The sequence below is a fragment of the Pseudoduganella lutea genome, assembly GCF_004209755.1.
GTDB classification, from domain to species: Bacteria; Pseudomonadota; Gammaproteobacteria; order Burkholderiales; family Burkholderiaceae_D; genus Rugamonas; species Rugamonas lutea.
The window spans coordinates 1604810-1628845 of record NZ_CP035913.1 but is presented as its reverse complement, the minus strand read 5'-3'; the positions used below and the strand labels follow the sequence as shown (position 1 = coordinate 1628845).

General features: G+C 60.4%; 18 protein-coding genes. 7 read left to right on the top strand and 11 right to left on the bottom strand.

Annotated elements, in window-relative coordinates:
* Positions 1 to 7 precede the first annotated feature (7 nt).
* The 4 genes from EWM63_RS06915 (at position 8) to EWM63_RS06900 (ending at position 7099) form a co-directional block, all read left to right on the top strand.
* The gene (locus tag EWM63_RS06915) at positions 8 to 2602 is read left to right on the top strand and encodes a type VI secretion system Vgr family protein (RefSeq protein WP_130185868.1); all 2595 of its coding nucleotides are present in this window, start codon (positions 8 to 10) and stop codon (positions 2600 to 2602) included.
* Positions 2603 to 2605: 3 nt separating this feature from the next.
* Positions 2606 to 3487, top strand: coding sequence for a DUF4123 domain-containing protein (locus tag EWM63_RS06910; RefSeq protein WP_130185867.1), 882 nt, complete (start codon positions 2606 to 2608; stop codon positions 3485 to 3487).
* Positions 3484 to 6003, top strand: coding sequence for a T6SS effector BTH_I2691 family protein (locus EWM63_RS06905; protein ID WP_130185866.1), 2520 nt, complete (start codon positions 3484 to 3486; stop codon positions 6001 to 6003). Before EWM63_RS06910 ends, EWM63_RS06905 begins: the two co-directional genes overlap by 4 nt.
* 163 nt (positions 6004 to 6166) lie before the next feature.
* Entirely contained in the window at positions 6167 to 7099 is a 933-nt protein-coding gene (locus EWM63_RS06900; RefSeq protein ID WP_130185865.1) for a DUF6708 domain-containing protein, read from the top strand.
* 259 nt (positions 7100 to 7358) lie between these two features.
* Here the strand turns inward: EWM63_RS06900 and EWM63_RS06895 are convergent, their stop codons facing one another.
* Positions 7359 to 9710 (bottom strand): TonB-dependent receptor, encoded by a 2352-nt coding sequence (locus tag EWM63_RS06895; RefSeq protein WP_130185864.1) that lies wholly within the window; start codon positions 9708 to 9710, stop codon positions 7359 to 7361.
* Between the two features lie 489 nt (positions 9711 to 10199).
* Complete coding sequence (locus tag EWM63_RS06890; RefSeq protein WP_229487775.1) at positions 10200 to 12128, bottom strand: DUF262 domain-containing protein; 1929 nt, start codon at positions 12126 to 12128, stop codon at positions 10200 to 10202.
* Positions 12129 to 12578: 450 nt separating this feature from the next.
* Here EWM63_RS06890 and EWM63_RS06885 point away from each other — a divergent pair, with 450 nt between their 5' ends.
* Entirely contained in the window at positions 12579 to 13409 is an 831-nt protein-coding gene (locus tag EWM63_RS06885) for an alpha/beta fold hydrolase (protein ID WP_130190238.1), read from the top strand.
* 460 nt (positions 13410 to 13869) lie between these two features.
* Here the strand turns inward: EWM63_RS06885 and EWM63_RS06880 are convergent, their stop codons facing one another.
* Positions 13870 to 14349: a nuclear transport factor 2 family protein gene (locus tag EWM63_RS06880; RefSeq protein WP_130185863.1), complete on the bottom strand. Its 480-nt coding sequence runs from the start codon at positions 14347 to 14349 to the stop codon at positions 13870 to 13872.
* A gap of 58 nt (positions 14350 to 14407) precedes the next feature.
* A complete protein-coding gene (locus EWM63_RS06875) occupies positions 14408 to 15331 on the bottom strand; it encodes a pyridoxamine 5'-phosphate oxidase family protein (protein WP_130185862.1) in 924 nt (307 codons plus the stop codon).
* Positions 15332 to 15470: 139 nt separating this feature from the next.
* On the opposite strand from EWM63_RS06875, the gene EWM63_RS06870 reads away from it, so the two are divergent.
* Together EWM63_RS06870 and EWM63_RS06865 are read left to right on the top strand one after the other, a co-directional pair.
* On the top strand, positions 15471 to 16370 hold the full coding sequence (locus EWM63_RS06870) for a LysR family transcriptional regulator (RefSeq protein WP_130185861.1): 900 nt from the start codon (positions 15471 to 15473) through the stop codon (positions 16368 to 16370).
* A gap of 116 nt (positions 16371 to 16486) precedes the next feature.
* On the top strand, positions 16487 to 16858 hold the full coding sequence (locus tag EWM63_RS06865) for a DsrE family protein (protein WP_130185860.1): 372 nt from the start codon (positions 16487 to 16489) through the stop codon (positions 16856 to 16858).
* 207 nt (positions 16859 to 17065) lie between these two features.
* Here EWM63_RS06865 and EWM63_RS06860 read toward each other — a convergent pair whose 3' ends face one another.
* The 7 genes from EWM63_RS06860 to EWM63_RS06830 all read right to left on the bottom strand — a co-directional run bounded on the left by EWM63_RS06860 (position 17066) and on the right by EWM63_RS06830 (position 23993).
* A complete protein-coding gene (locus EWM63_RS06860; protein WP_165390767.1) occupies positions 17066 to 17917 on the bottom strand; it encodes a spondin domain-containing protein in 852 nt (283 codons plus the stop codon).
* Positions 17918 to 18090: 173 nt separating this feature from the next.
* A complete protein-coding gene (locus EWM63_RS06855) occupies positions 18091 to 18729 on the bottom strand; it encodes an NrsF family protein (RefSeq protein ID WP_229487774.1) in 639 nt (212 codons plus the stop codon).
* Complete coding sequence (locus EWM63_RS06850) at positions 18726 to 19286, bottom strand: sigma-70 family RNA polymerase sigma factor (RefSeq protein ID WP_130185858.1); 561 nt, start codon at positions 19284 to 19286, stop codon at positions 18726 to 18728. The genes EWM63_RS06855 and EWM63_RS06850 overlap by 4 nt, the downstream gene beginning before the upstream one ends.
* Positions 19287 to 19422: 136 nt before the next feature.
* Positions 19423 to 22080, bottom strand: a complete 2658-nt coding sequence (locus EWM63_RS06845; protein ID WP_130185857.1) for a molybdopterin-containing oxidoreductase family protein — start codon at positions 22078 to 22080, stop codon at positions 19423 to 19425.
* Positions 22077 to 22829 (bottom strand): 4Fe-4S dicluster domain-containing protein, encoded by a 753-nt coding sequence (locus tag EWM63_RS06840; protein WP_130185856.1) that lies wholly within the window; start codon positions 22827 to 22829, stop codon positions 22077 to 22079. The genes EWM63_RS06845 and EWM63_RS06840 overlap by 4 nt, the downstream gene beginning before the upstream one ends.
* An 88-nt stretch (positions 22830 to 22917) precedes the next feature.
* Positions 22918 to 23361 (bottom strand): aminoglycoside 6'-N-acetyltransferase, encoded by a 444-nt coding sequence (gene aac(6') / locus EWM63_RS06835; protein WP_130185855.1) that lies wholly within the window; start codon positions 23359 to 23361, stop codon positions 22918 to 22920.
* A gap of 134 nt (positions 23362 to 23495) precedes the next feature.
* A complete protein-coding gene (locus EWM63_RS06830) occupies positions 23496 to 23993 on the bottom strand; it encodes a peptidase associated/transthyretin-like domain-containing protein (RefSeq protein WP_130185854.1) in 498 nt (165 codons plus the stop codon).
* Positions 23994 to 24036 lie beyond the last annotated feature (43 nt).

The window sequence follows — 24036 nt, the reverse complement described above, 5'->3', positions numbered from 1 at the left end:
GACTCGCATGGAACTCCTCAATGCATTCGTCAATCTACTCGTATCGCACCGCGACCTGGTCACCAGCGACCGCCCCGTGCGGCTGCGTCTCGATCACCCCGAAATGATGATGGAAGACGTGCTGCTGCCGCAGCGCGTGGAAGGGCATGAATGGTTCTGCGGCGGCTTCGAATACCGCGTGCTGTGCGTGGCGCTCGATGCCAACCTGCCGCTGAAGGAATTCATCGCGCTGCCTGCCGCGATCGACATCGTGACCGACCGCGGCAAGCTGCGCACCGTGTGCGGCGTGGTCACCGAAGCGAGGGCCGGCGACAGCGACGGTGGCCTGGCCAGCTACCAGCTCGTGATCCGCGACATGCTGGCAGTGATGGAAAAGCGCACCAACACGCGTGTGTTCCGCAACCTCGATGAAGTGGAGATCCTGAACACATTGTGCAGCGAATGGCAGCGCAGTAACCCTGTGGTGGGGCCGTGCTTCGATGTCAGCACGGACAACATCTTCAAGGACATGAAGTATCCCAAGCGCGAATTCACGATGCAGCACAACGAATCGGATGCCGCCTTCATCCGGCGCATCCTGCGGCGGCGCGGCATCTCGTGGATCTTCGAACCCGATGTGGACAAACACTACCCATCCCACAGCATGCGCCTGCTGAACCGCTACGAAAGCGTGCGCGAGAACGCCGCAGGCACCGTGCGCTATCACCGCGACGCGGCCACCGAAGAACGCGACAGCATCACGACCTTGACCGCCGTGCGCACGCTGCAGCCGATGACGACAACGCGGCATAGTTGGAACTACAAGACGCCATGGCCGCTGGACGCCATGCAGGCGGAATCGAAAGGCCGGCTGCAGCAGGGCCCCGTCGAACGCACCCTCGCCGCCACGCTCGATGATTACCAGGTCTGGTCTCCGCACGCGGGAGACGACCGCGACGATTTCCGGGCGCTTGGCGAGCTGGCAATGAACCGCCATGACTTCGAGACCAAGTGCCTCATGGGCGAAGGTGCCGTGCGCGACTTTCGCGTCGGCGAATACTTCGCGCTGGCGGGCCACCCGGAGATCGATCGCCACCAGCCTGAAGATCGGGAATTCGTCATCACCGACCTGCACCTGGCCATGCAAAACAACCTGCCGCGCGATCTTGCCAACCGCGTTGCAAAACTGTTTTCGCGCAGTGGCTGGGCTAACGAGGACATGGGCAAGCGCCCCGTCAAGATGCGCTTCACGGCCGTACGCCGCGGCGTGCCCATCGTTCCCGCGTATGACCCGCGTATCGACCTGCCGCCTGTGCACATGCAGAGCGCGCTGGTTGTGGGGCCGGCGAAGGAAGAGGTGCATTGCGACGACATGGGGCGGGTGAAGATCCGCTTTCCCGCCACACGCGAGCAGGACCATATGCATGCCGGCGGTGCTGGTGCCGCAGGCACCGATTGTGATTCAGCCTGGGTACGGGTGGCCAGCAACTGGGCGGGGAATGGGGCCGGATCCGATCAGTGCGGTGCGCTGTTCCTGCCGCGCGTGGGAAGCGAGGTGTTAGTCGCGTTCATGGGAGGCGATCCCGACAAGCCCGTGATCGTTGGGCAGATGTTCAATCAGCAGGCTATGCCGCCGGAGTTGAGCAAGGGGAGTGGCTTGCCTGGAAACCGGTACTTATCCGGAATTTGCAGCCGGGAGGTGGGCGGCGGACGACAGGGCAATCAGTTGCGTTTCGACGATACCAAAGGGCAGGTCAGTGCGCAGTTGAGCAGTGATCATGGAGAGTCCCAACTGAACCTAGGCTTTTTAACGTACCCAAGGAAGAACGGATACGCGGAAAGGCGGGGAACCGGGGCTGAGCTGTTCAGTGAGCTTGCTGTCGCTATAAGGGGCATCGAGGGAGTCCTCATCACCGCAGAGAATGGCGGCGGAACAGAAGGCATGCAACTGGACCGGAAGGGCTTGCTCAAGGTCGCAGGCGGAATAGAAAAATTGGCGGCGCAGCTGTCAAAGCTCGCTGAACGGTTCGCAAAGGATGAGCCAATCAGCGCCGAGCTGAACACCTTGATACAGAATGCGGAAAAACTCGACGAAAGGAAAAGTCGAACTGTTGCGATCTATGGTCCGGATGGACTGATCGCGACGAGTGGTCAATCGCTGGCCATGGGCGCAGCGATCGATCTCGACCTCGTCAGCAGCAAAAGGATGCGCCTTTCGGCAGGGGGAAGCGCTTATGTGCGTGCCGCCGCTGGCGTCAGCATATTCACCAACCAAGGCGGCGCGAAGATCATCGCCGTAGGTGGAAAGGTACAGGTCCAGGCGCAGAACGCTGAGCTGGAAGTGCTCGCAAAAAAGGTTATTGAAATCATCAGCGCGACCGACTGGATCAATCTCAAGGCAAAGCAGGGAATACGCATCAATGGTGGCGGCAGTGAACTCGTCCTGAGCGCGGAAGGGATAAAGGGCTATACCAGCGGCAACAGCGAAATGCATGCTGCAGATCACCAGACGCTGAAGGGGCAGGAAAGGAAGGCGACGTTCCCTGGTTCGGAAACCTGTGCAATGCAGGCCAAGGGCGCGGCTGGAATGGGAGCAGCAACTATTCCTGTGAGCGAGGAGTGAGCCATGTTGATTACCCCAACTCAAATTCCATCGCCTGCTCCCGACCATGGATATCTGTTGATCGAGCCAGCGAACTTGCCAGACGACATGCGGGAGCTACTGCCAGAAACGTATCCCTGCGTGCCACCGTTTTTATGGGCATCAGAAGCTTCAATGCCACGGTTATTGAAGCTTGATCAGCTTACAGCTTCCAAACAGAAAGTCGTGTCGGAAATGGTGACACAGGCGGTATCTGAAGAGCATCCACCAGTCGTTTGCGGTTGGCTGCAAAGTGATAGCGATAGTGAAGAGCTTGCGAACTCCATAGCGAGACTCATTCTTGGCCACGCACCGGATGGTGGTCAAGTAATTTGGCGTTATTACGATCCTCGAGTATTTGTCCTCGCCGCCCATCTTTTTAATGATGAACAAGGTAATGCGCTTCTTGGGGAAGTCGAAAGCTGGACATTTGTCTGGCGCAGGCAATGGTGGTGCGCCAAGCGCACTCGATCTTTTCAGCCGTCAATTGCTGACTTATGCGATGGATGGCCAACTAACTCACAGTGGGAAATACTGAAAAGAAGCAGATTATTCAGTCAGGTTCACGAACGGTTGCACACCAGGGATGCGACCTCAGCCCACTGCCTCGACGAGCTTCGTCACTCTATCGAGGCAATCTCTGAAGTTGTCCGCTATGTCCATCTTGATAGCAACGAAGATTGTGTAGAGTTTGCGTATTTTTCTACGCGTTATCAGAAGATATTTCGAACACATCATGAGCTTCTTTCAAGGTGGGAAAAGTTGCGAAATCGAGAAATAACGTTGGGCCAAATGTTGCGCAGTATTACGCACGAAGATATCGAAAATATGAACGTAAAGTTTAATGAAACGGGAGTATTGAAATGAAAAATTCTTACTGTAGCTACTGCGATCGAAAAGGGATCCTCCTATACCCTGTGCGATATGCTGTCGCCTGCCCAAATGGACAGTCTGAAGTTCCGGGAATCTCAGGAAATTTTAAAATCATTGGCGGGCCAGAGGATATAACTCCTGCCAAATACACACTTAGAAAGTTGCGGACTGGTTATCTTTACACTTACGAGGAAAAACAAAAGCGGCTAAAAGCTTATATGGTACTTTCGACAGGTGCTCTCTGGGAGTTTCCTGTTGAATATGCCCCAGTTTTCGATCCGGATTCTTCGATACGCTGCTGTATGGATCGCGTCAAGGTCGCACTTTCCTATTGTATAGATGTCGGGCCGGCAGACTGTGAAATACTCGGAAATATATGGTTGGGATGGTCAAATGTGCTATGGACGAAAACTACTGTCGCCAATATCCAAAACGCCGGTTGGCGAAAAAAACACATGCAATGTATAGATGGGCAAATGATGCTTGCTGGTAAGGCACCGCATTCTGCCAAATTTCAAGAGAATTATAGCGTCATTCCACATTTTACCTGCGATAACTCAGCGCAGAAAAAGGCATTTGCATACAGTAACTCATCGCCAGATAGAGAAGCTTCGCTGCATGATCGAGGTCAGAACTTAAAGAATGTGCTCCAGGAGCAATGTCCCTATGGCGGCTTCATTATTGCATTGAATGATCCCGTTGGCATAACCAATGATTTAAGTGAACTTACATCTCCAACTCATCATGCGGGCTTTGACGAGGAAATGTACCGCGGTCAAATCTGCACTCAACTGATTTATTCCCTGGAGAATACGGTTCGCGAAGACGCTCGTATTAGTACAGAGGGGGAAATCCTCTTGGAACGAGCTGGCGAACTTAGCCCCGAAGTAGCGCATGGAGGCGCCATGAGTAAAATGTGGAAAATGATGAGAGCTGGTGGAATAAGTAAGTATGCTGAACAGCAAAAAGCAGAAAGGAAGAAATATGGGAATTCCAAAGAGGGGCGAATACTCGCGGCGCAGGAAGAAGCTTGGAAAGATATTTTAACCCATCCCGAGGGTGGAAGCTTACTTGATGACGCACTTATAAAATCGTTTCCGGAGCGTTATCACAATGCAGTCAAAAAGTATGAGCCTATAGGGTCGAGGATTTCGAATCTGCACTGTTCATGGCTGACAAGTACACAATTGAGTGAGTGGATGGCAGGTACGCACGATGAGACTGATCTTCGAAGCGGTTATGCCTTCAGAGAGTCCTTATCGCAATGCATTGGTAAAGCTGTTTCTGTTGAACGGTGCCAATCAATATTGGAAAACTGGATGGCGTCGGGGAGTTTGGTTGATACGAGAAATCTATATGGACGTGCCTTACTTTATAATCAAAAAGAAATATTGGCGGCTGCGGAGATGGAAATACGCGGTTCGGACTTCAAGCCGAAGTATTTGTTAAGTATATACAAGGGCGTTCTCGGACGTGTTGCTGCGGACGAGGCTGCGCGACTAGTAGATAGTCTTGCTTTGACAACAGCTAAGATTTTAGCGCGCGCATTAGGACAGGGGAGCAATTTCATCATGCGGAACTTGGCAATCGCTGGGTTGACGCTTCAGGCGAGAACATTTATTAAGCCCAGTAACCTATCCAAATCTGATTTGTCTAAGTGGATTATAAAAAGCGCTGAGAGTCAAGGCGTCAAATTTCTTGAGAACCGACGGGGCGTCCGTTCTTCTGCGCGAAAAGAAGCTAAACGGGCTTTGCCGAAGTATCCAGCTTCGCCTACTATTTGTGCGTTTGAGTTAGATATTGAAATGTTGGAGTCCGATGGAAGAATTCAATCTGGCTCATTAAAGCCCATAGGCATTCCAGGTCATGAACTTTTGAAGAAATGGTTTGGGGCAAATAGTGACTTTAATACTGGCGTTGTCGGAGTAATTCTTCAACTCGGCGCTCTATTTTTTACGAACGAAGATCTTAAACGAATCGATGAGTTAGATAGGACGAAGCAGAGTCTAAAGGTCGCTGTTGCATCGGTGGCGTTAAGTTCGGCGCTGCTGGAAACCGTAGCAGGTACATTACAAAAATTCCCGGAGCATCCGTTATCAAAAGCGATTTTCGCTCATTGGGCAATCACAGAAGGTGCTGCTAAAAAAGCAGTAAAGTGTGCGAAGATTTTTGGTGCTTTGGCAGGAGTAGCGAATGCAGCGTTTGATATTATGAATGCTGCAGACGCTTACAATGAAGGTGATTGGGTATTGGGAAGTATTTATGCGGCAAGTGGGGTTTTGTCCGCAGCACTGGCTGTCGCAGGATATTTCCTGGCTTCAGCAATATTCTGGCCGCTATTTGCTCTGACACTTATATTAGGGCTGCTCGTCGGAGTTTTTCGCCCTGCTCCTGTAAAAAAGTGGATCGGACGATGCTACTTTAGCAGCCAGCGCTCTAGCGGGGAGCATAAGCGATATAGTAGCCTTGATGAGGAACTGATTGCCTATAATGGCGCACTGGCAGGTTGACATGGACTCTCGAATTCTCGGGCCTAAAGTTGGCCAACCAGTTCCAAAATGGGATTACGCTCATAGACTTTCAATTTCCAGCTGGGCTGGCCCAGAATGTAAGGATAGCGCTACAACCTTTAGATGCAACTCAACTTTTTTGGAAACTACTGAGCAGTGTCATATGATTAGGCAATGGTATGCCGGAGGTGTGCTGACAGCACTTCTCATGGCTGCAGGTCTAACTTGGGCAACGTTGTTAATGCTGAAAATGTGCGCCGAAAAAGGTTGGCCGTTAGGCGGAATGATTGTGCTCTCCATCCCACTTCTGGGGGTACTTGGTTTCCTGGCATTTGTTTTTGTTTTTGGAAGGAAAGAATTTTTTGGTTGGACGCATTATCCTATCAGATTTAACCGTAGAGCCCTCAAGATATATGCACTGGTACGGCCTTCGACAAGAAATGCTGCCGGAAAAAATGCTAGTACTGTGGAAGAAATAGATTGGAGTGAGAATTCATTTTTTTGTGTTCACCGTGCTTCAGATGACGGATTCCATTATTGGATACAATATTACAAGATCGATTCCAAAGGGTTAATCGAAAAGACCGTTACGATTGGGCGGGATTGGGAGGGCGAAGAGGGCCTTCAAGAACTTCTTGCGCAATGGAACTACTGGTGTTGGTTTATGAAGTTTGGGCCTGATGAGCTTCCTAAGCCTTGCCTTTATCTTACTGAAAAGGAAACTATAATGGAATCGTTTCTTTATTGCGTTTATGAGATTGATTTCAATGCGAGTCCAGCATTTAGGATTGCGGGGATGCCAGTATTTTTATTATTAGCTGCCTACCGTGTAATTGCTTTATGGACGTGTTCTGCGCCGAGGTGGCCCTCTGTTATTGCCGATGCATGTAAGATTGAGCCTAATGATCCCTATAATGAGCCAAGAGGACCTACTCCAGTCGGGTGGTATGACACCAGTACAGCAATTTCCAAGGGAAAGTATCCGGTTGTCAAACCTGTAAAAATTTTCCAGTGGCAAGGCGAGTGTGATGCTAAACGAAATGCTCAGTTGTGGGCGCGAGATGTCTACGAACCAAAATATCCTGTAGGAAATTAGGAAAAAATTTCCTTACTAAATGAGAAAGGTGACGGATAAATGAATTTGATCTATTCTGGATAGCCGTCTAAAACGGCGAGATCTACCAAATTCCCGTTTATCTTGATAGGTAGTTGTGCCAAAGTAACCGCATTTCGCGTTAGTTGCGACGAGCGGTTACAATACCGTAATCACCCGTCTTAATTTTGGCAAGGTGGCATATTGCGCTTTTTCGCATTGGACTTAGACTTAGTGTAGTTCCGCATCTCGGTCGGCTACATTAGAACTTCGCCCCCAAACTCACCCCGATACTCCGCGGCGCCACCCGATACCCCTGCACGATCGACGCCACCTGCGGATGCTGAATCACCGTATCGTCATCCAGTAGATTCTTGACGAACACACTCAGCTTGTACCGCGAGAACGCCAACCCGGCGCTGAGATCGGCAGTGTGATACGACGGGCGCTCATAATCGAGCAATTCCGGGTTCAACGAGCCGTTGCTGGAGCCCACCCACTGCACGCCACCGGCCACAAACCCGCTCATGTTTTCCCCAACCGCAAAGTTGTACTGGGCGCGGACCGAGGCATTGTATTTGGGCACACCCTGCACCTTTGCCCCGCGCACCGCGCCGATCACGCCGTTCCGGATACCCTCGTCGTTTGACAGCTCAGCATTCACATACCCACCGGCCGCGCTCAACGTCAGCCCCGGCAGCGGCTTGGCCTTGATGTCGATCTCGATGCCCTTGCTGACGGCATTGCCGGCATTGGCGTTGTAGGTGTACGTGCAGGTCGGCAGGTACACGCCTTGCTGGATGTTCTTCCACTTCGCATAGAACAGCGCCGTATTCACGGAGAGCCGGTTGTTCAGGAACCGCGACTTGCTGCCCACCTCGTAGTTCCACAAGCTGTCCGGCGCGTAGGTCGCGGGGCCTTCGGAGAGCCCGTTCGCTTCCAGGTCAGGCCCGCAGGTGGTGGGCGGCACGAACACGTTCGAGCCACCCAGGCGGAAGCCCTTGGCCACGGTGCTGTAGACGGTATGTGCCGGGTCCACTTCCCACGTCACCGCATACTTCGGCATGAATGCGTGCGACGACAGGCGCGCGCTGCCCGTGTTGCCGGCGCCGGCCAGGTACAGGCCATTCTGCTGGTCGAGCGTGGACGTGCCCTTCAGGTAGCGCGCGCCCACCGTCACATGCAGCGTCGGCGTGAAGTAGTAATTCGCTTCGCCGAACACGGAGCTTTGCTTCTCGTGGTAGTGGAAGATGCCCATGAAGGCATTGTCGTTCGGGAAGGCGTTGGGCCGCGCGTCCGGCAGCAGGTCCGGGTCGGCGCTGCTGAAGCCGAACCGGGCGAACGTGTCGTTCACGCCGAAGATCGGGTCGTTCTCGTTGATGTTCGTGTGCTGGTTGGAGACATACAGGCCCGCCAGCCACGTCCACGGCGACACGGCGGCATCGTAGGGCCGCGATGCCAGGCGCAGCTCCTGCGATACCTGCCGCACCCGGTTGTTCAGGTAGACGGCGGAGGGCAGGCCGGCGATGGCCTCGATCAGTTCGGGTGGTGCCGTGCCGCCATCTTCCGTCGATGTGAGGAATGTCGACAGCGAATAGCTGTTGTAGGCCGAGCCGTTCTGGGTGCGGTCGAACTTGCGCTTGAAGTAGCTCGTGCTCGACGTGAGGTCGGCCCAGCCCATGTCCCAGTTGACCAGCACCGTGGCTGTCTGCAGGATGTCCTTCGAGGGTTCGCGCACCTGCTTTTGCGCCTGCCATTCCGGCAATTCGATGTTGAACGCCGCGATATCCTTGGCATCCACCTTCTGGTAGTACACCGATGGCGATATCGTCAGCGCGGCGGTGGGCTTCCACTTGAGCGCCACGCGCACTTCCTCGTCGTCCACGCGGTTGATGTCCTTCGCCAGCACGGCGCCTGCGCCGTCCACCTGGTCGATGAAACCGCCCGCGCGCTGCGACTGCACGCCGATGCGCAGCGCCAGCTCGTTGGCGACCAGCGGCAGGTTGGCCACGGCCGATGCCGAATAGTTGATGCCGCCGCCGCGCAGCGACGAGGTTTCGGCATAGGTGTCGAATTCGCGGTCGCGCAGGTCCGGCTCGTTCGGCACGAACTTGATGGTGCCGCCCATCGAGCTGGCGCCATACAGCGTGGCTTGCGGGCCGCGCAGCACTTCCACGCGGTCGATGTCGAAGAACTTCGGCTCCACCGCGCCCATCGTGTATACATTGCCCACCGTGAGCGACACGTCGCCCAGGTAGATGCCGACCGTGGCCGCGCCGGCGCCCGAGCTGATGCCGCGCACCTCGATGTTCGACGTGCCGGGCCCTGCGCCGCCATTGCCGGTGGCGGCGGTGAACGAGATGTTGGGCACGATGCGCGTAAGGTCGGTGATGTCGTTCACATGCTGCGATTGCAGCTGCGTGCCGCTCACGGCCGAAATACTCATGGCCACCTTGGCCGGATCTTCCTTGCGCTTTTGCGCCGTCACCGTCACCACTTCGATCTGGCTGTCCTGGCTCGTTTCCTGTGCCGATACCACCTGGGGAGACACGGCTGCCTGGATGCAGACGGCAACGAGTGAACGGCGCAACACGACAGGCGGGCGGATTTTCATGGGCGTTTTTTTTACTGGTCGGAGAGAGGGCGGGGCGGTTGCGGCGGTGCGGCAGCCGCCGGGCCATTGTAAGCAATCAGCCCGGGAACGATTCAAGTTTTGAAACATTGTCGGATCGGCGCGACAGTCGGGCAGTGCGCCATTTTCGCGAAGTCCGCTGGGCCCTTCGCCGCGTGTCTGCCCTGACGCATAAGGGGCCGAGACTGAGAGAGCGCGGTGTCTTCGACTGTTCCTTCTGATGGGGGGGAATTCGCTGACCGGGAAGCCGGACCTGGAGCCGGCCCGTGCGCCGATCACACCGCCATCGACCGGGCCTGGGCCGAACTCAACAGCCGGGCACCGGCAATCGCTCTGCCGCTTTTCGAGAATGTTCTCTGCCAATGCCCGGGCGGCGACGAAGGCGCGTTGCAGAGAAAGGCCGCCCGCTACAGGGTGGTACTCCGGTTCGACGAAGCACAGCGCACCCTCGGTCACGCCCGAACCAGGCTGCTACGATGCCGGGCCCGCCATAACCATCCCGGTTTCGATCGCATCGGCGTCTTCGCCGGCGTCGATTCCTTCCTCGCGCTCCTCGCCGGCATAGGCGTTCTTCCCCATCGCCTGTTCGATCAAACCGAGAAGGCGTTGCTGCCGGTCTTCCATGAAGCCTTCGAAGTCGTCCCTGCGAATCAGCGCGGGGTCGATGAGATGGGAGCGCAAGTAGCCATCAAGCCGCTTGGCGTCGATCGGCGGTGTCTGATCATCCCCGGTCTCGAGCCTGGCGATGTACCCGGAGGGTGCGGCGCCGCCAATGATGCGGTTGGTCCGGAAAGACAATGGCGTCTTGTTGATGATGGAATCGAAGACCGCGGGTTCGATCCCGTTCTTCTTGCACCAGTCTTGCGGGAAAATATGGTGGATGTCGACGTTCTCTCCGAAGAATACCGTATGGTCGAATGCCTGCCCGGAACGGAAATCCTGCGCACCTTCTTTCATCAGCAGGGCGTTCACGCCTTTATAGGCAGCCGAAAGTCGCATTCGCATGGTCTTCAACCGGTCGGAGCGGAAGATGGTTTCGCTGACCGTGGAAGGTTCGGGGCCGCCTTGCAGCCAACGCGGCACTTCGACGAAATCGCGCGCGATACGCGATTCCACAGCGGAACCGTAAAGTTCACCGAATACGCCATTCCAGTACCACCGTACCAGTTTGGCGCGGTGCGTATCATGTTCCCAGGCGTCGCCGATTTTCGCGAGGATGGCCGCGAGCGGCACGACCTGCGACTGATAGGGAAGATCGAAAATGCGGTAGATGTGCTGCATGTGCAGGAATTTGGCCGCCTGCAGGAAACCCTTCTCCACTTGCTTTTCGTATTTCTTGTAAGCCTCCAGCGGCAGGTTCAACAAGGCCTGGCGATTGCCAGTTACCGCGGGTAGTTCCTTGCCTGTTTTTCCCGCACGTTCAGCGTCGAGCCGGCGATCGAGCGTGTAGAAAAGGGAAACCGCCTGAAGGAAGTCAGTATTGCTGACATTTGCGATGATTCCCGGACTCGCGTCGGCAAGCCGAAGCGTGTCGATGAAGCGTTGATGCCGCCCTTTGTGCGCATTGTCTCCATACCAGTCCTTGCGCAGCTCATGGCCGTCCGCCGCATACATCGCGGTCACCAGCTCGAACGCATCAAGTGGCTTGCCGCCCGTGTTCACCTTTTCGAATACAACGCAAACCGCTTCCTTCGTCGTATTCCGGTCCAGGGCAATCACCGGCACCTGGTAATCCTTGAAGTTTTCCAGCACGGTTCTCCTGAATTCACGGAACGTGCTGCGTGCTTCGGCATGGATCTCGCCCGACCAGTAATCGCCGAAGCCATCCTGCCAGTCGTCCCACTCGAACACTTGCGACACCGGATACATCCACGCTGCATATTCCTTTTCCGGCGTGGACAAGTCGAGAACGACCTCCCGCCCGAAATCCGTTCGAAGCACCCGGTCTTCAGGCACGCCGATGATGGCTTCCTCGCGGTCGCACATGACATCCAGCGCCTTGCGGATGTCGATGTAGAACCAGCGCTTCACCTTCTTGTTCTTTGGTGTCACGGTCTCGACCACCTTGCCGCGCAGCGTTACCTGGTACAGGGAGGTCATGCGTTGCTGGCCGTCCAGGAGCAGCGAGTGGGGAGAAACGATCCGTCCCTCCGTGGCTGCGCCTTCCACCGGCCGCGGCTTAAAATTCACATCGCCACCCGTATCCAGCGTCATCAGGGCGCCAACCGGGAACGCTCGCGATATCGATGCAATCAGGCTCCTGATCCGATCCTCGTCCCACACCCAGCTGCGCTGGAAATCAGGAAGCTGGATGGCGCCGCGGTGGCAGTCTTCCAATAAGGTCTTGAGGCGATGGGGATTGGTCTGGAATGTCGAGCCGGGCATATGGTCGTTCTGCATTAGTGAAAGGGATGCCGAGGCCGGGGGTGTTTTCGCTGAAAGCCTTGGCACTCGAGCTGGGCCGCATCTATTCAACGACGCGGGACGCGGGTACAGATTTTTTGTTCATGTTAGCAAAAATAATTGCTAATGGAAAATCACAGAAGACCCGTTGCAGTTCAGCGCCCACCACTCCCTTCGATGCGTTCCAACCTATACCTTTGGTGGCTACCCTTGCTGAACCTTCGCCCGGACAATGAGTGCATTGGCAACCGCGGCGCACGCCAATGGACCAACCAGAACAGGGAGCACCACACCATGACAGACCAGAACAAGGACATCGACCAGAAACGGCGGCAAATCCTCCTCGCCAGCGGCAGCGCGGCAGCCTTGCCGCTGGCCTGGATGAGTTCAATCGCACCCGCCCATGCCGCGGCGGGCGCACAGCAAACCAAGAAAGGGAAATCGCACATGGCAACGAGCACGGTCACCACCAAGGACGGCGTCGAGATCTTCTACAAGGATTGGGGCAGTGGCACGCCGATCGTGTTTTCGCACGGCTGGCCGCTCAGTTCCGACGACTGGGATGCGCAGATGATGTTCTTCGTGGCGCAGGGCTTCCGCGTGATCGCCCACGACCGCCGCGGCCATGGTCGCTCGAGCCAGGTGGCGACCGGCCACGACATGGACCACTATGCCGACGACCTGGCAGCCGTGGTAAAGCACCTGGACCTGAAGGGCGCGATCCACGTTGGCCACTCCACCGGCGGTGGCGAGGTGGTGCGCTACCTGGCGCGCCATGGCGAGTCGCGCGCCGCGAAGGCGGTGCTGATCGCCGCAGTGCCGCCGCTGATGGTCAAGTCGGCCTCCAACCCCGGCGGCCTGCCGAAGGACGTGTTCGACGGCATCCAGCAGCAGGTCGCCACGAACCGCGCCCAGTTCTACCGTGACCTGCCATCCGGCCCGTTCTATGGCTTCAACCGCCCGGGCGTGAAGCCGCAGGAAGGCGTGATCCAGAACTGGTGGCGCCAGGGCATGATGGGCGGGGCCAAGGCGCATTACGACGGCGTGGTGGCGTTCTCGCAGACCGACTTCACCGAAGACCTGAAGAAGATCTCGCTGCCCGTGCTGGTGCAGCATGGCGACGATGACCAGATCGTGCCCTATGCCGATTCCGGCCCGCTGTCGGCCAAGCTGCTGAAGAATGGCACCCTCAAGACCTACAAGGGCTACCCGCATGGCATGCCGACCACGCATGCGGACGTGATCAACGCGGATATCCTCGCGTTCATCAAGGGCTGATCGCACTGGAGGGAGGGGGCCGCTCCGTGGATGGCATCATTCACCGCGCTAATAAGCACTATCCCGATTGTCAATTGGCGTAATGAGCCCTGGCATGGGATGATGCTTCCGTCTCCTCCAACTCTCTACTGAATTGGAATTCAGGCCGGCTCCAAGCCGGCTTTTTTTTTGGGTGCGCCCGCCAGGTGCACCTGCCTGGAAGTGATCTCTTCCGCCCGCCAGACAACCTAAAGCCGTCATCCCGCCAGCCGCGATTCGCGCGTAACAGGCAAGCAGATGAATCGCTTTCAACTATTCACAACGGTGATGAAAGCTATCCGAACAATCAATTGGCGTGCGTTCGTTGCAGATGCGAAGATGCTCCTGTCTCCTCCAACTCTTCACAGAATTGGACTTCGGCCGGTGCCACGCACCGGCCATTTTTTTGCCCCGACTTTTGCCCCGGTTTTTGCCGCGCTCTTCAAAGCCCCAGCTCGCTCAACCCGGGATGGTCATCAGGGCGCCGCCCCTGCGGCCAGCGGAACAGCCGGTCGGTTTCCCTGATCGGCAGGTCGTTGATGCAGGCATACCGCCGTGCCATCAGGCCGTGCTCGTCGAATTCCCAGTTCTCGTTGCCGTATGACCGGAACCAGTTGCCCGAATCGTCGTGCCACTCGTAGGCATAGCGCACGGCGATCCGGTTCCCGTCGAACGCCCACAGCTCCTTGATCAGCCGGTACTCCAGCTCCTTCGCCCATTTGCGGGACAGCATCTGCACGATCTCCTCCCTGCCATTGACGAATTCCGAGCGGTTGCGCCATCGGCTCTCCGGCGTATAGGCCAGGCTGACCTTCGCGGGATCGCGCGCATTCCAGCCATCCTCGGCCAGCCGCACCTTCCGGATCGCACTCTCCCGCGTAAAGGGCGGCAGTGGCGGGCGGGGTTCGATTTCAGTCGTCATCGACAATCTCCTGTTCAAAGAAAAAGGTTACGGCGCCAGCCGCCCCGCGGCATGGTGGTCAGGCGACGGGATTGAAGGGCGAAGCATCCACGTATTGCCATTCCATCGTACAGGGCAGGGCGCGCAGGATCCAGCGGTTCACCGTAAATTCCCAGAAGCGCCGCGTGCCGCCTGTTTCGCCGCGCGGATCATCCTGGTCCGTCAACACGGCCGCCGTGCCAGTCAGCTGCAGCACCTGGCCGCCGTTGAAATCGAGGATGCAGATGCCGGCGCGGCCGTCCGCCTCGATGTTGCCAAGGGTGTTGAACATGCTGTTGCCGGGGTAGTCGGGAATGCGTAGCGTGCGCTCGTCCACCAGCTTCACGAAGCCGGGCCGGCCGCCCCGGTGCGACGCATCGGCGCCCGCTTCGGCATGGCGGCTGGCCACGAAGAGCGTGTCGGCACGCGCCACGATGTCCGTCACGCCGCCGCGCAGCACCGTGCCCTCGGCCACCTCGCGCGCGGGCCGCCTTGGCTCCTCCAACTGGTGCAGTTGCCGGCGCTGGATGTATTTCGGGCAGTTCGGATAAGCCTCGTGGATCGCCACTTCGGCGCCGCGCGCATCGATGCGCAGCACGGTGCCGTTCACGCGGTAGCGCCGGCGCGAGCTCAGTTCGATGAACAGCATGCCCACGTCGGCGCCGGCGGTCATGTTGTGCCAGATTGGATCGGCGGCATCGCGGTCCTCCCGCGCCACGTCGATCGTGATCGACCGGCCATCGTGCGTGTGCAGGAAGCCGGGTTCGCCGAACACCACCGACGCCCACATGGCGCCTTCGGCATCGGTGCTCGCCAGCACCGCCATGGACTGCTTCGCGATGAAGGGCCGGGCGCCGCCGATGACGGTGTCCGACAGCATCGCGACGTTGCGGTTGGCGATGGCGGTCTCGCCGGCCAGCGCCTGCACCTTGCGCTCGCCATCATGGAAGGCCATGTCGCTCATCTTGTTCTCCCGGTGGTGCCGGCATTCCGGCGTATGCAGGAATGCGGCGATTGAATTGCCGATGACGTCATTCTGCGAAATAATCAGCAACGGTGGAATCGCCATCCGGCGCAAGACATCATTTCGCGGGGAGAAATGCGTGGACCAGATTCACCTGATGAACGTGTTCGTGGCGGTCGGCGAGGAGGAGGGCTTTGCCGCGGCCGCGCGTCGCCTCAATCTGTCGCCAGCCGCCGTCACGCGCGCTATTGCCGGGCTGGAGGAGCAGTTGGGCGTGCGGCTGCTGCTGCGCACCACCCGCAACGTGCGGCTCACGGAGGCGGGCCAGCGCTACCTGGACGACACGCGCGCCATCCTGGCCAGCATCGAGGAGGCGAACGAGGCGGCGGCCGGCGTGAATGCCGCGCCGAAGGGCAACCTGTCGGTGACGGCGCCCGTATTGTTCGGCAAGAAGTTCGTGATGCCCTGCATCGTGCGCTACCTGGACGAGTACCCCGGGGTGGACGTGTCGGCCCTGTTCCTGGACCGCATCGTCAACCTGGTGGACGAAGGCATCGACGTGGCGGTGCGCATCGGCCATTTGCCCGATTCCAGCCTGAAGGCGCTGCGCGTGGGCCAGGTGCGCCGCGTGCTGTGCGCCGCGCCGAATTATCTGGCGCGCCACGGCATGCCGTCGCATCCGGCGGACCTCCAGCGTCACACGGTCATCGCCGCCACCGGCATCTCGCCGCGCGTGGAGTGGAAGTTCGGCGCCGCCGAAGACCCCACGCTCGTGCGCCTGCGGCCCCGCCTTACGGTATCGAGCAACGACGCGGCCATCGACGCGGCCATCGCCGGGCTGGGCATCTGCCGGCTGCTGTCGTACCAGGTGGCCGAAGAAGTCGCCGCAGGGCGTTTGCGGATTATCCTCGACGAGCACGAAGAAGCGCCGTGGCCCGTGCACCTCGTGCACCGGGAAAGCAAGTTCGGTTCATCGAAGGTGCGCAAGTTCATCGACGTGCTGGCGGAGCATTTGCGGGGGCACCAATACCTGCAATGAGCGGCGTTTCTCCCGGCGCAATGCTGTATTGACGGCCGCACGCTTTTTCCACGACGCGCTGGTTCCTAGAATGCCTCATCCGCTGCATCCTGCGGCGGACATCGAAAGGAGCCACCATGAAAGCTGTCGTCATCATCCTGTCCGACCCGAACGCTGGCGAAGAAGCGCTGGGCCGCATGTTCAACGGCCTGGCCGCCGCGTACGATTTCCAGCAGCAGGACACCGAAGTGGGCATTTATTTCCAGGGTACGGGCACCCGCTGGCCGGGCGTGCTGGCCAATCCCGCGCACCCCGTCCACGCACTGTACAAGGCGGTCGAGGGCAGGGTGGTGAGTGTTTCGTGCGGTTGCGCCGACGTGTTCGGCGCGCGTGGGGAAGTGGAGAAAACCGGGCTCGATCTGTTGACCGATAACGGCGTGCCGGGGACTTCCGGCTTGCCGAGCATCGCGCGGGCCGTGTCGGATGGGTACGCCGTGTTCACCTTCTGAGTCCAGCCATTGCATGACCAGGGCGCGGCTGACTGGCCGCGCCCGGCCTGAACGTGTGCGGCTCGCGCCACCACGGTCGGGCCGCAGCGCATTGCGCTCCCGCGATGTCGCAAGTGCGGCGAACCTCCCCGCTCCGCCTCCTGTTTTCCACCCGATGTCTGCCTGTGCGGGTACCCGGTCATCCGGGTACCCGCTTTGCCTCCTGGCTTATTTCACGGTGAGCGTCACGCGTGCCACCGGGTTCATCCACCGGTAACTGACGTGGTCCAGCGCGCTGTCGCCGCCGGCCGGGCCACCCACGATGCCGCGGTGCCCATGCACATAGCCTTCCGGCCTGGCGTGGGCAAAGCCGGGCGCGTCGGGGTAGATGTCCGGTGCGAGGTTGCCATCGGCATCGTTGAGGAACGGCGGCAGGCCCATGCCTGGCTGGCCGACACCGGCGGCGCTTGCCCGCGCTTCGTCGTTGGCTTCCGTGCCGGCGTCATAGGCGCCGAGCGTGTACACGTACTTGCCCGGCATGGTCGGGATCGCGATGCTGTTCAAGGCGGTAAAGCCATCGTTGGTGGGCACCAGCATCGCGAGGATGGACAAGTGGGTATTGCTTGCGCCCTTGCGGTTGGGCAGGGCCACCGTGGTGGTGCCGCCCGGCTTGAGCGGGCCGCCGGCGGGATTGAGCACGGCGGCCGATCCGGCCGGCAGCGTTTCGGCGAGCGGCGCGATATCGCCGATTTCCGCCAGGGCCTGCAATGCCGGCGATGCCGGCTTGCCTTCGCTGAAGCCGGTGAAACCCGCGTGATGCGCGGCCACCAGGATCGGCGCGAACCAGGTGGCATGCGTGAGGTTGGTAACGCTGACGGTCACGCTGGATGGGCGGCTTGCAGCGAACCTGTCCGATTCCGCTTCGTCGGCGTGCACGGTCGTTGCCGCACCCGATGCCGCGAGTGCGCACCCGAGGACGATGGCGGCGCGCAGCGCAGGCCGGCGCGCGGCATGGCCGGGTAGGATATTCGTCGAAGGAGCGGGCGCGACGGTTTCAGCGAAAGCGGAAAACTTGTTCATGACATTCCTTTGCATGGCGGTGCCGGGTATCGGCGGGTTGACGGAGCTGTTGCTGCCGGCCGCACCCGGATACGGGAACGCTGCCGACGCAAGTGAATTCGCCGGCACGCACCGATTGGTTACAAGGGAATGCAAATAAATTTGTTTGAAGCGGGAGAAAACGAAAAAAGCGCCTACCAGGCCAGCACCGCGCGGCCGGCCAGCGCGCCTGCCGCGGTGGGAATCAGCATGCCGAGCAGGTACCAGAATGCCACGAAGCTTGGCGCCAGTTCCGGGCAGTGCAGGCAGTACAGCAGGGCCGCCGTGGCGCCGGCCGCGAACCCGGCCATGGCGCCGGCAAGCCTGGGCCGGGTGGGCGCGAGCCCGCGCATCACGTGCAGCAGGGCCGCGAAGATCGGCAGCGCCAGCAGCGCGATCAGCAGGGGGCACGTGCGCCACGTGCTGCCCCAGAACTGCTGTGCGCGGGCGCCGGTATCGGTGGCGAGCAGCGTGGCCACGGCGGCGATCGCCATCAGCACCACGGGGGCCGCCAGCAGCCAGGGCAGGGTGCCGAAGCGCGCTCCGGGAATGGCCGCGATGCGCACCGCGCGCAGGCCGGCGGCGGCGAGCGCGGCAACGAAGCCGCACTTGAGCCAGAAGAGCGGTGCGCCGGCCCACTGTTCCAGGTGCGGGCGCACACCCAGCGTGACTGCCATCAGCACCGCGCTCAGCACCATGGCCACGGCCACGGGCGACCAGGTGACGAGGAATGGGCGCCGGCGCACCGTGCCATCCTTGGCCAGCATCGTAATGAAATCGTCGGTTTTCATCATTTCATCCGTAGTTTTTCCGCGAGCGCCTTCAAGCCCCGGTGCACCGCCACCTTCACGCTCGCTTCCGAGATACGCAGTGCGGTGGCCGTTTCCCGCACCGACCACCCGTCCACCTTCGTGTGCAGGATGGCCGCGCGCTGCTGTTCGGGCAGCAGCGTCAGCACCTTGTCCAGGTCGCGGCCCGCATCCGCCGCATCCGCTGCCGCGCTGGAAAACAGTTCATGCTCGTCGCCGAGCGGATCGTTGAGCGCTTCCTGGCGGGCATGCCGGCGCATCCAGTCTATCAGCTTGTACTTCGTGATCGCATACATCCAGGATGTTAGCGGTGCCGCCGGGTCATACGTGTGGCGCTGGTTGTGGATCGCGAGCAGCGATTCCTGGACGAGGTCTTCCACCTCGTCCGGCCATTTCTGCATGCGGCGCCGGAGGAACGCGCGCAGGTGCGTGGCGGCCAGCTGCAGGAAGGCCCGGTACGCGCCCTCATCGCCTGCCATGCCCTTCACGATCAGGGTGTTCAGCTTTGTTTCCGTCGATTGCAGGGCCGTTTGGAGGGACATTCGGTGACGGCTGGCGTGGCTGGGAATGGAAGGCGGCGGAATGCGCCGCCGTAACGCTGCGGGAGGATGATATCTTATTTGCAATAGCCACGGGAGGGGGCCTTCGCCGGGGCGCCACAGGGTGGCGCCCCGTCCATCACACCTTGCGCACGCTGCACACCGTATCGAACCACGCCTGCATCCCCACCAGCGGCCCCGGATTCACGGGCAGGATGGCATTGATGTTCACGCCGTTGCCGCGCCCGCCGCGCCGCTCGTCCCACCATACGCCGTTGCGCAGATCGTCGGTGGCCGGTGCGGTCGACAGGGCAGGGCGCACGCCGCCCTGGCCGGACGCATCCAGCAAGGCATCGCGATCGCCGGAGCGGCCCTGCGTAGAACGGCCGCCGAACTTCCAGCCCAGTGAATTCGACACGGCCAGCACCTTCGGGTGAATGCCCTCGGTCACGAACACGCGGATGCGGGCGCGCCCGACCACCTCTTCCTTGCCCGTGGCCGAAGCCTTGAACGCCTGGTCCCCGACAGTGCCCGAGCGGGGCCGGTAGGTCGTCAGCTCCACCATGTCGCCCGACTTCGCGCCGATGCGCGCGGCGACCGACGGGTGGATCCACATGGGGTTGTCGTGCACGATCTCGGCCAGGTATTTCTGCGATGCGGTGCGCCCTTGCGTGTGAACGTTCCACTTGAACGACGTGAGCACGAAGCGGTCGCGCGGCAGCCTCTCCAGGCCGGGCACGGGGTGGAAGGCGGGCATGCCATCATCCTTCATGCCGGCGGTGGCGGCCACCTGCGCCACTTCCGGCGCGTGGATCTCGAAGCGGCGCGATGGCGTGGCGAACCCGCGCAGCGGCTGGCCGCGCACCACCAGGCCGATGGCGCGTTCCTTGCCGCCCGGTTTGTCGGCCTTCATGATGCAGCCCGTCGCTTCGTCCACGCGGGTGCCGGCCAGCTGCGCGGCATCGAGCTGGCGGCGGTAGACGTGGTAAGCCTTGGGCTGGCTCGTGTCCACGTGCACGCCGTAGTGCTTCATGTAGTCGAAGCCGCTGGCGAACTGCTTGCCGTCCGGGCCCGTGCGGGGCAGCTTCGAACACTGTTCGCGCACGTAGTCCTCGTGCGTGCCGAAGGCGAAGTATTTCGCCTGCGCGGGGCCGAGGCGCTTGCCGATGTTGAACAGCACGTCCGGGAACGACACCGTTTCGCCCGGCGGCGGCACCATCGGCTGGCGCAGCATCACGTAGTGCTGCAGTTCGAGGTTATTGCGGATGTCCATGCCCCACCGTTCCAGGTACGTGGCATCCGGCAGGATCAGGTCGGCGTAGTGCGCCATCTCGGAATAGATGATGTCCGAGCAGGCATGGAACGGAATGAGCTTTTCGTCGCACAGCACCTCGGTGGCGGTGGCGCGGCCTTCGGGCCACGTCATCGGCGAAACGATCGTGTAGCTGATGTACACGTCCAGGCGCGCGCGGCCCTGCTTCAGGTAGTCATAGACCACCTGGCCCACCTTCATCTTTTGCCAGCGGTTCGCCAGCGGCCATTCGGGCGGGTCTTCCAGGTCGGTGCGGATCGTGACCTTCGGCGGCGCCGGCTGCGGCGCCGGATAGCGGCCCGGCGACAGCTTCTCGTCCAGGCCATAGCAATAACCGCCCGGCACGCCGATGGCACCGACGAGCGCGTTCAGCATGACGACCGCGCGCTCGGCATTGAAGCCGTTGTAGTGGGCGCCCGTGCCGCGGTTCGTGAAGGCCGCCACCGCCGGCTTCGCGGCGGCGAATTCGGTGGCGAGCCGTTCGATGTCCCTGGCGGGCACGCCGGAAAGCTTCTGTGCCCAGGCGGGCGTGTAGCCGGCAAGCCAGGTGCGCAGCTGCTTTTCCCCCGGCTGCACGAAATCGGCCATGAAATCGCGGTCGTGCAGGTTGTCGCGCAGGATCACGTGCGCCATCGCCAGCGCGATCGCCCCCTCGGTGCCGGGGAAGGGCTGGAACCATTCGTCGCTGCGGCCCGCCGTGTTGGACAGGCGCACGTCGAACGTGACCAGCTTGGCGCCATGGTCGAAGCGCGCCTTCGTCACCCGCTTGACCAGGTGCAGGCCACCCTGGTGCGCCTCGAAGAAATTGGCGCCGAAGTTGAGGAAGTAGCGGCAGCGTTCCGCATCGATCGATTCCCAGTCCGTTTCGCCCAGGCTCACGTAGTTGGCGGCGCGCTTGTTCGACGAGCACAGCGCGCGGTGGTTCAGCAGCACGGGCGAGCCGATCGCGTTCAGGAAGCGCGACGTTTCCGATTCATAGCGCGAGCGGCCCTGGTGGATCGCCACGCGTTCCGGATGGCCGTCGTCGATGCAGCGCTGGATGCGCGTGGCCATCTCGGCATAGGCCTCGTCCCACGTGATGCGCTTCCACAGCCCTTCGCCGCGCTTGCCCACGCGCTTCATCGGATATATTAGGCGCTCCGGATAACTGTTGATCGTGGGGCCGCTCTGGCCTTTCGCGCACGTCATGAAGCTGCCCAGGTTCGGGTCGAGCGGGTTGCCGCGGATCTTGACCACGCGGCCGTCCTGCACGAAGCCTTCGATGCCGCACACGGTGGAGCAGTTCAGGCACACGCTCTTGACGGACTTCGCCTTGCTGTAGTCCGGGCGCACCTTCTGCAGCGTGCCGTCAGCGGCGGGCGCGTAGTTCAACGGCTCGGTGACCGCCGCGGAAGCCTCGGTGGCGGTGAGCAGGATGGTTTCGCCGACGGCGAGGGTGGCGAGAGCACCCATGCCCGACTTGATGAACTGGCGGCGTTCCATCATTTGCTCCCCGTGCCGTAATCGGCGCGCAGTTCGGACCAGGTGTCGACCTCGTACGTGAACGGATCATGGTTACGGCCCTTGGGGAGCTTGCGTTCCATGGCGCGCGGCACCACGCTGCCGATGCCGCGGTAGTGCACGGCGGGGCGCGTCTTTTCCTCGGCCTTCAGCACCGTGAGCTCGGCCTGGTGGCGCGCGCGGAAGCGGCTGATGGCGCTGGCCGGATCGTTCTCGTTGCCGAACACGAGGACCTCGGTAGGGCAGGCCTCCACGCAGGCCGGCTGCATGCCCGCCTCCAGGCGGTGGCTGCACAGGTCGCACTTGTCGGCCACCTGGGCCACCGGGTCGATGTGGATCGCGCCATACGGGCAGGCGCTGATGCAGTCGCGCGAGCGGTCGCAGCTTTCCGTGTCGATGCGCACCACGCCGTCTGCGTCGCGCCGGATCGATTCGGTGGGGCAGGCGGTGAGGCAGGGCGCGTCCTCGCACTGCATGCACAGCGTGGGCAGGAAGGCGCGCCGCATCGTGCTCTTTCCCACGGCATCCTTGCCGCGGTAGTCGTGGTAATACACTTTCGTGCGGAACGCGCCAAGGTACACGGAATTCTCGACCTTGCAGGCCACGGAACAGGCATGGCAGCCGATGCAGCGTTCGGTGTCGATCGCCAGGCCCCAGCGGACCTCCGTGGCGGCGGCGGAGGTGGGAGATGCAGGGGAAACGGGAGCGGGGGAAGCGGAGATTGGGCTACTCATGCGGATGGCTTTCGTCCATGGTTGCTGAAAACAGGACGGGAGGATACACCCGCGGGTGGTGCGGCGGACAGCGCGGCGGACTGGGCCGTCAGATCAGCTTGCGGAAGAACACCACCCGCTCGGTTTCCTCGAAACCCAGCGCGCGATGCATCGCCTGGCTGGCTTCGTTGTCCAGCAGGGCATCGGCGGCCAGTTCCTCGCAGCCCACCGCCTGCGCCCACGCGACGATGGTGGCCACCAGCAAGGTAGCCACCCCGTTGCGGCGGGACTGGGGCGCCACGTAGAGGCCTTCCAGGAAGGCGACCGGCGATTTATCCGTGCCGTTCACGTAGTCGGTGCGCAGCGCCGCTTCCACGAAGCCGGCCGGCGTGCCGTCCGCCTCGTAGGCCATGTACTGCACAAATCGGCCCGGCTCGTCGAGCAGGGCCTGCATTTCAAGCAGGTGCTCGGCCGGCGGACCGACGGGCCACAGGGCCTGCCGGAGGGCCAGCCAGCCTTCCTGCGCGGTGGAGCTACAGGGAACGATCTTCATGCGGGTGCCGACCTTTCGCGCGGATATCTCAGCGTTTACCGCGGTCAGCTTACACCATGCACCTTGGTGGTGCGATACCCCGTTGTATGGGTGTCGCAGGGAACGCACACATGGCGTTGCTGCTGGCGATGCTGTTACTGAAGGCCGCCAACGAGGCGGGCCTGCTGCATCACTTCGGCGGACAGTTCGGTCGTGGACACGATCTTCAACGGTGCCGCGCCCGCCACTTTTTCCTCGCCCGCGTCCAGGGTCGCGGTCACCGATTCAGGGAACGAATACATTGCCCCGGTGGCTGGATCCACGGCCACCATGCCGATCAGGCCGCCAAATACGATATTGGCGATATACCAGCCATTGACATTGCTGTTGAGCGTGAGCTCGCGGTCGCGGAAACCATCTTTTTTGACGACCACTTTATAGACTTCCGATTTGAAATAGCCCGCGCCACGATTGAGTGTGAGCGTGACCGGTGTGACGCCCGTGTGGATTTTCTGGCCGGCGCGGTTGGTGACCGAAACGGTGGCGCCTTCGGGAACGCTCTGGATGCTGATCGGCTGGGTGCTGCCCGCCATGATGCTGGCGCAGCCGGACAGTGCCACGGCCACAAAACCGCCAATGATTGCGTTCTTCATGATAATGATTCTTTCTTTAAGAAAATAAAAAAAAGATCATAGC

Bases quoted from the DNA above. Each gene is read 5' to 3' on its own strand.
- EWM63_RS06890 (WP_229487775.1), bottom strand. From the start codon at position 12,128: ATGCAGAACGACCATATGCCCGGCTCGACATTCCAGACCAATCCCCAT.
- EWM63_RS06855 (WP_229487774.1), bottom strand. From the start codon at position 18,729: ATGATGAAAACCGACGATTTCATTACGATGCTGGCCAAGGATGGCACG.
- EWM63_RS06850 (WP_130185858.1), bottom strand. From the start codon at position 19,286: ATGTCCCTCCAAACGGCCCTGCAATCGACGGAAACAAAGCTGAACACC.
- EWM63_RS06885 (WP_130190238.1), top strand. From the start codon at position 12,579: ATGGCAACGAGCACGGTCACCACCAAGGACGGCGTCGAGATCTTCTAC.
- EWM63_RS06910 (WP_130185867.1), top strand. From the start codon at position 2,606: ATGTTGATTACCCCAACTCAAATTCCATCGCCTGCTCCCGACCATGGA.
- EWM63_RS06900 (WP_130185865.1), top strand. From the start codon at position 6,167: ATGATTAGGCAATGGTATGCCGGAGGTGTGCTGACAGCACTTCTCATG.
- EWM63_RS06845 (WP_130185857.1), bottom strand. From the start codon at position 22,080: ATGATGGAACGCCGCCAGTTCATCAAGTCGGGCATGGGTGCTCTCGCC.
- EWM63_RS06860 (WP_165390767.1), bottom strand. From the start codon at position 17,917: ATGAACAAGTTTTCCGCTTTCGCTGAAACCGTCGCGCCCGCTCCTTCG.
- EWM63_RS06915 (WP_130185868.1), top strand. From the start codon at position 8: ATGGAACTCCTCAATGCATTCGTCAATCTACTCGTATCGCACCGCGAC.
- EWM63_RS06895 (WP_130185864.1), bottom strand. From the start codon at position 9,710: ATGAAAATCCGCCCGCCTGTCGTGTTGCGCCGTTCACTCGTTGCCGTC.
- EWM63_RS06865 (WP_130185860.1), top strand. From the start codon at position 16,487: ATGAAAGCTGTCGTCATCATCCTGTCCGACCCGAACGCTGGCGAAGAA.
- EWM63_RS06830 (WP_130185854.1), bottom strand. From the start codon at position 23,993: ATGAAGAACGCAATCATTGGCGGTTTTGTGGCCGTGGCACTGTCCGGC.
- EWM63_RS06880 (WP_130185863.1), bottom strand. From the start codon at position 14,349: ATGACGACTGAAATCGAACCCCGCCCGCCACTGCCGCCCTTTACGCGG.
- EWM63_RS06875 (WP_130185862.1), bottom strand. From the start codon at position 15,331: ATGAGCGACATGGCCTTCCATGATGGCGAGCGCAAGGTGCAGGCGCTG.
- EWM63_RS06840 (WP_130185856.1), bottom strand. From the start codon at position 22,829: ATGAGTAGCCCAATCTCCGCTTCCCCCGCTCCCGTTTCCCCTGCATCT.
- EWM63_RS06905 (WP_130185866.1), top strand. From the start codon at position 3,484: ATGAAAAATTCTTACTGTAGCTACTGCGATCGAAAAGGGATCCTCCTA.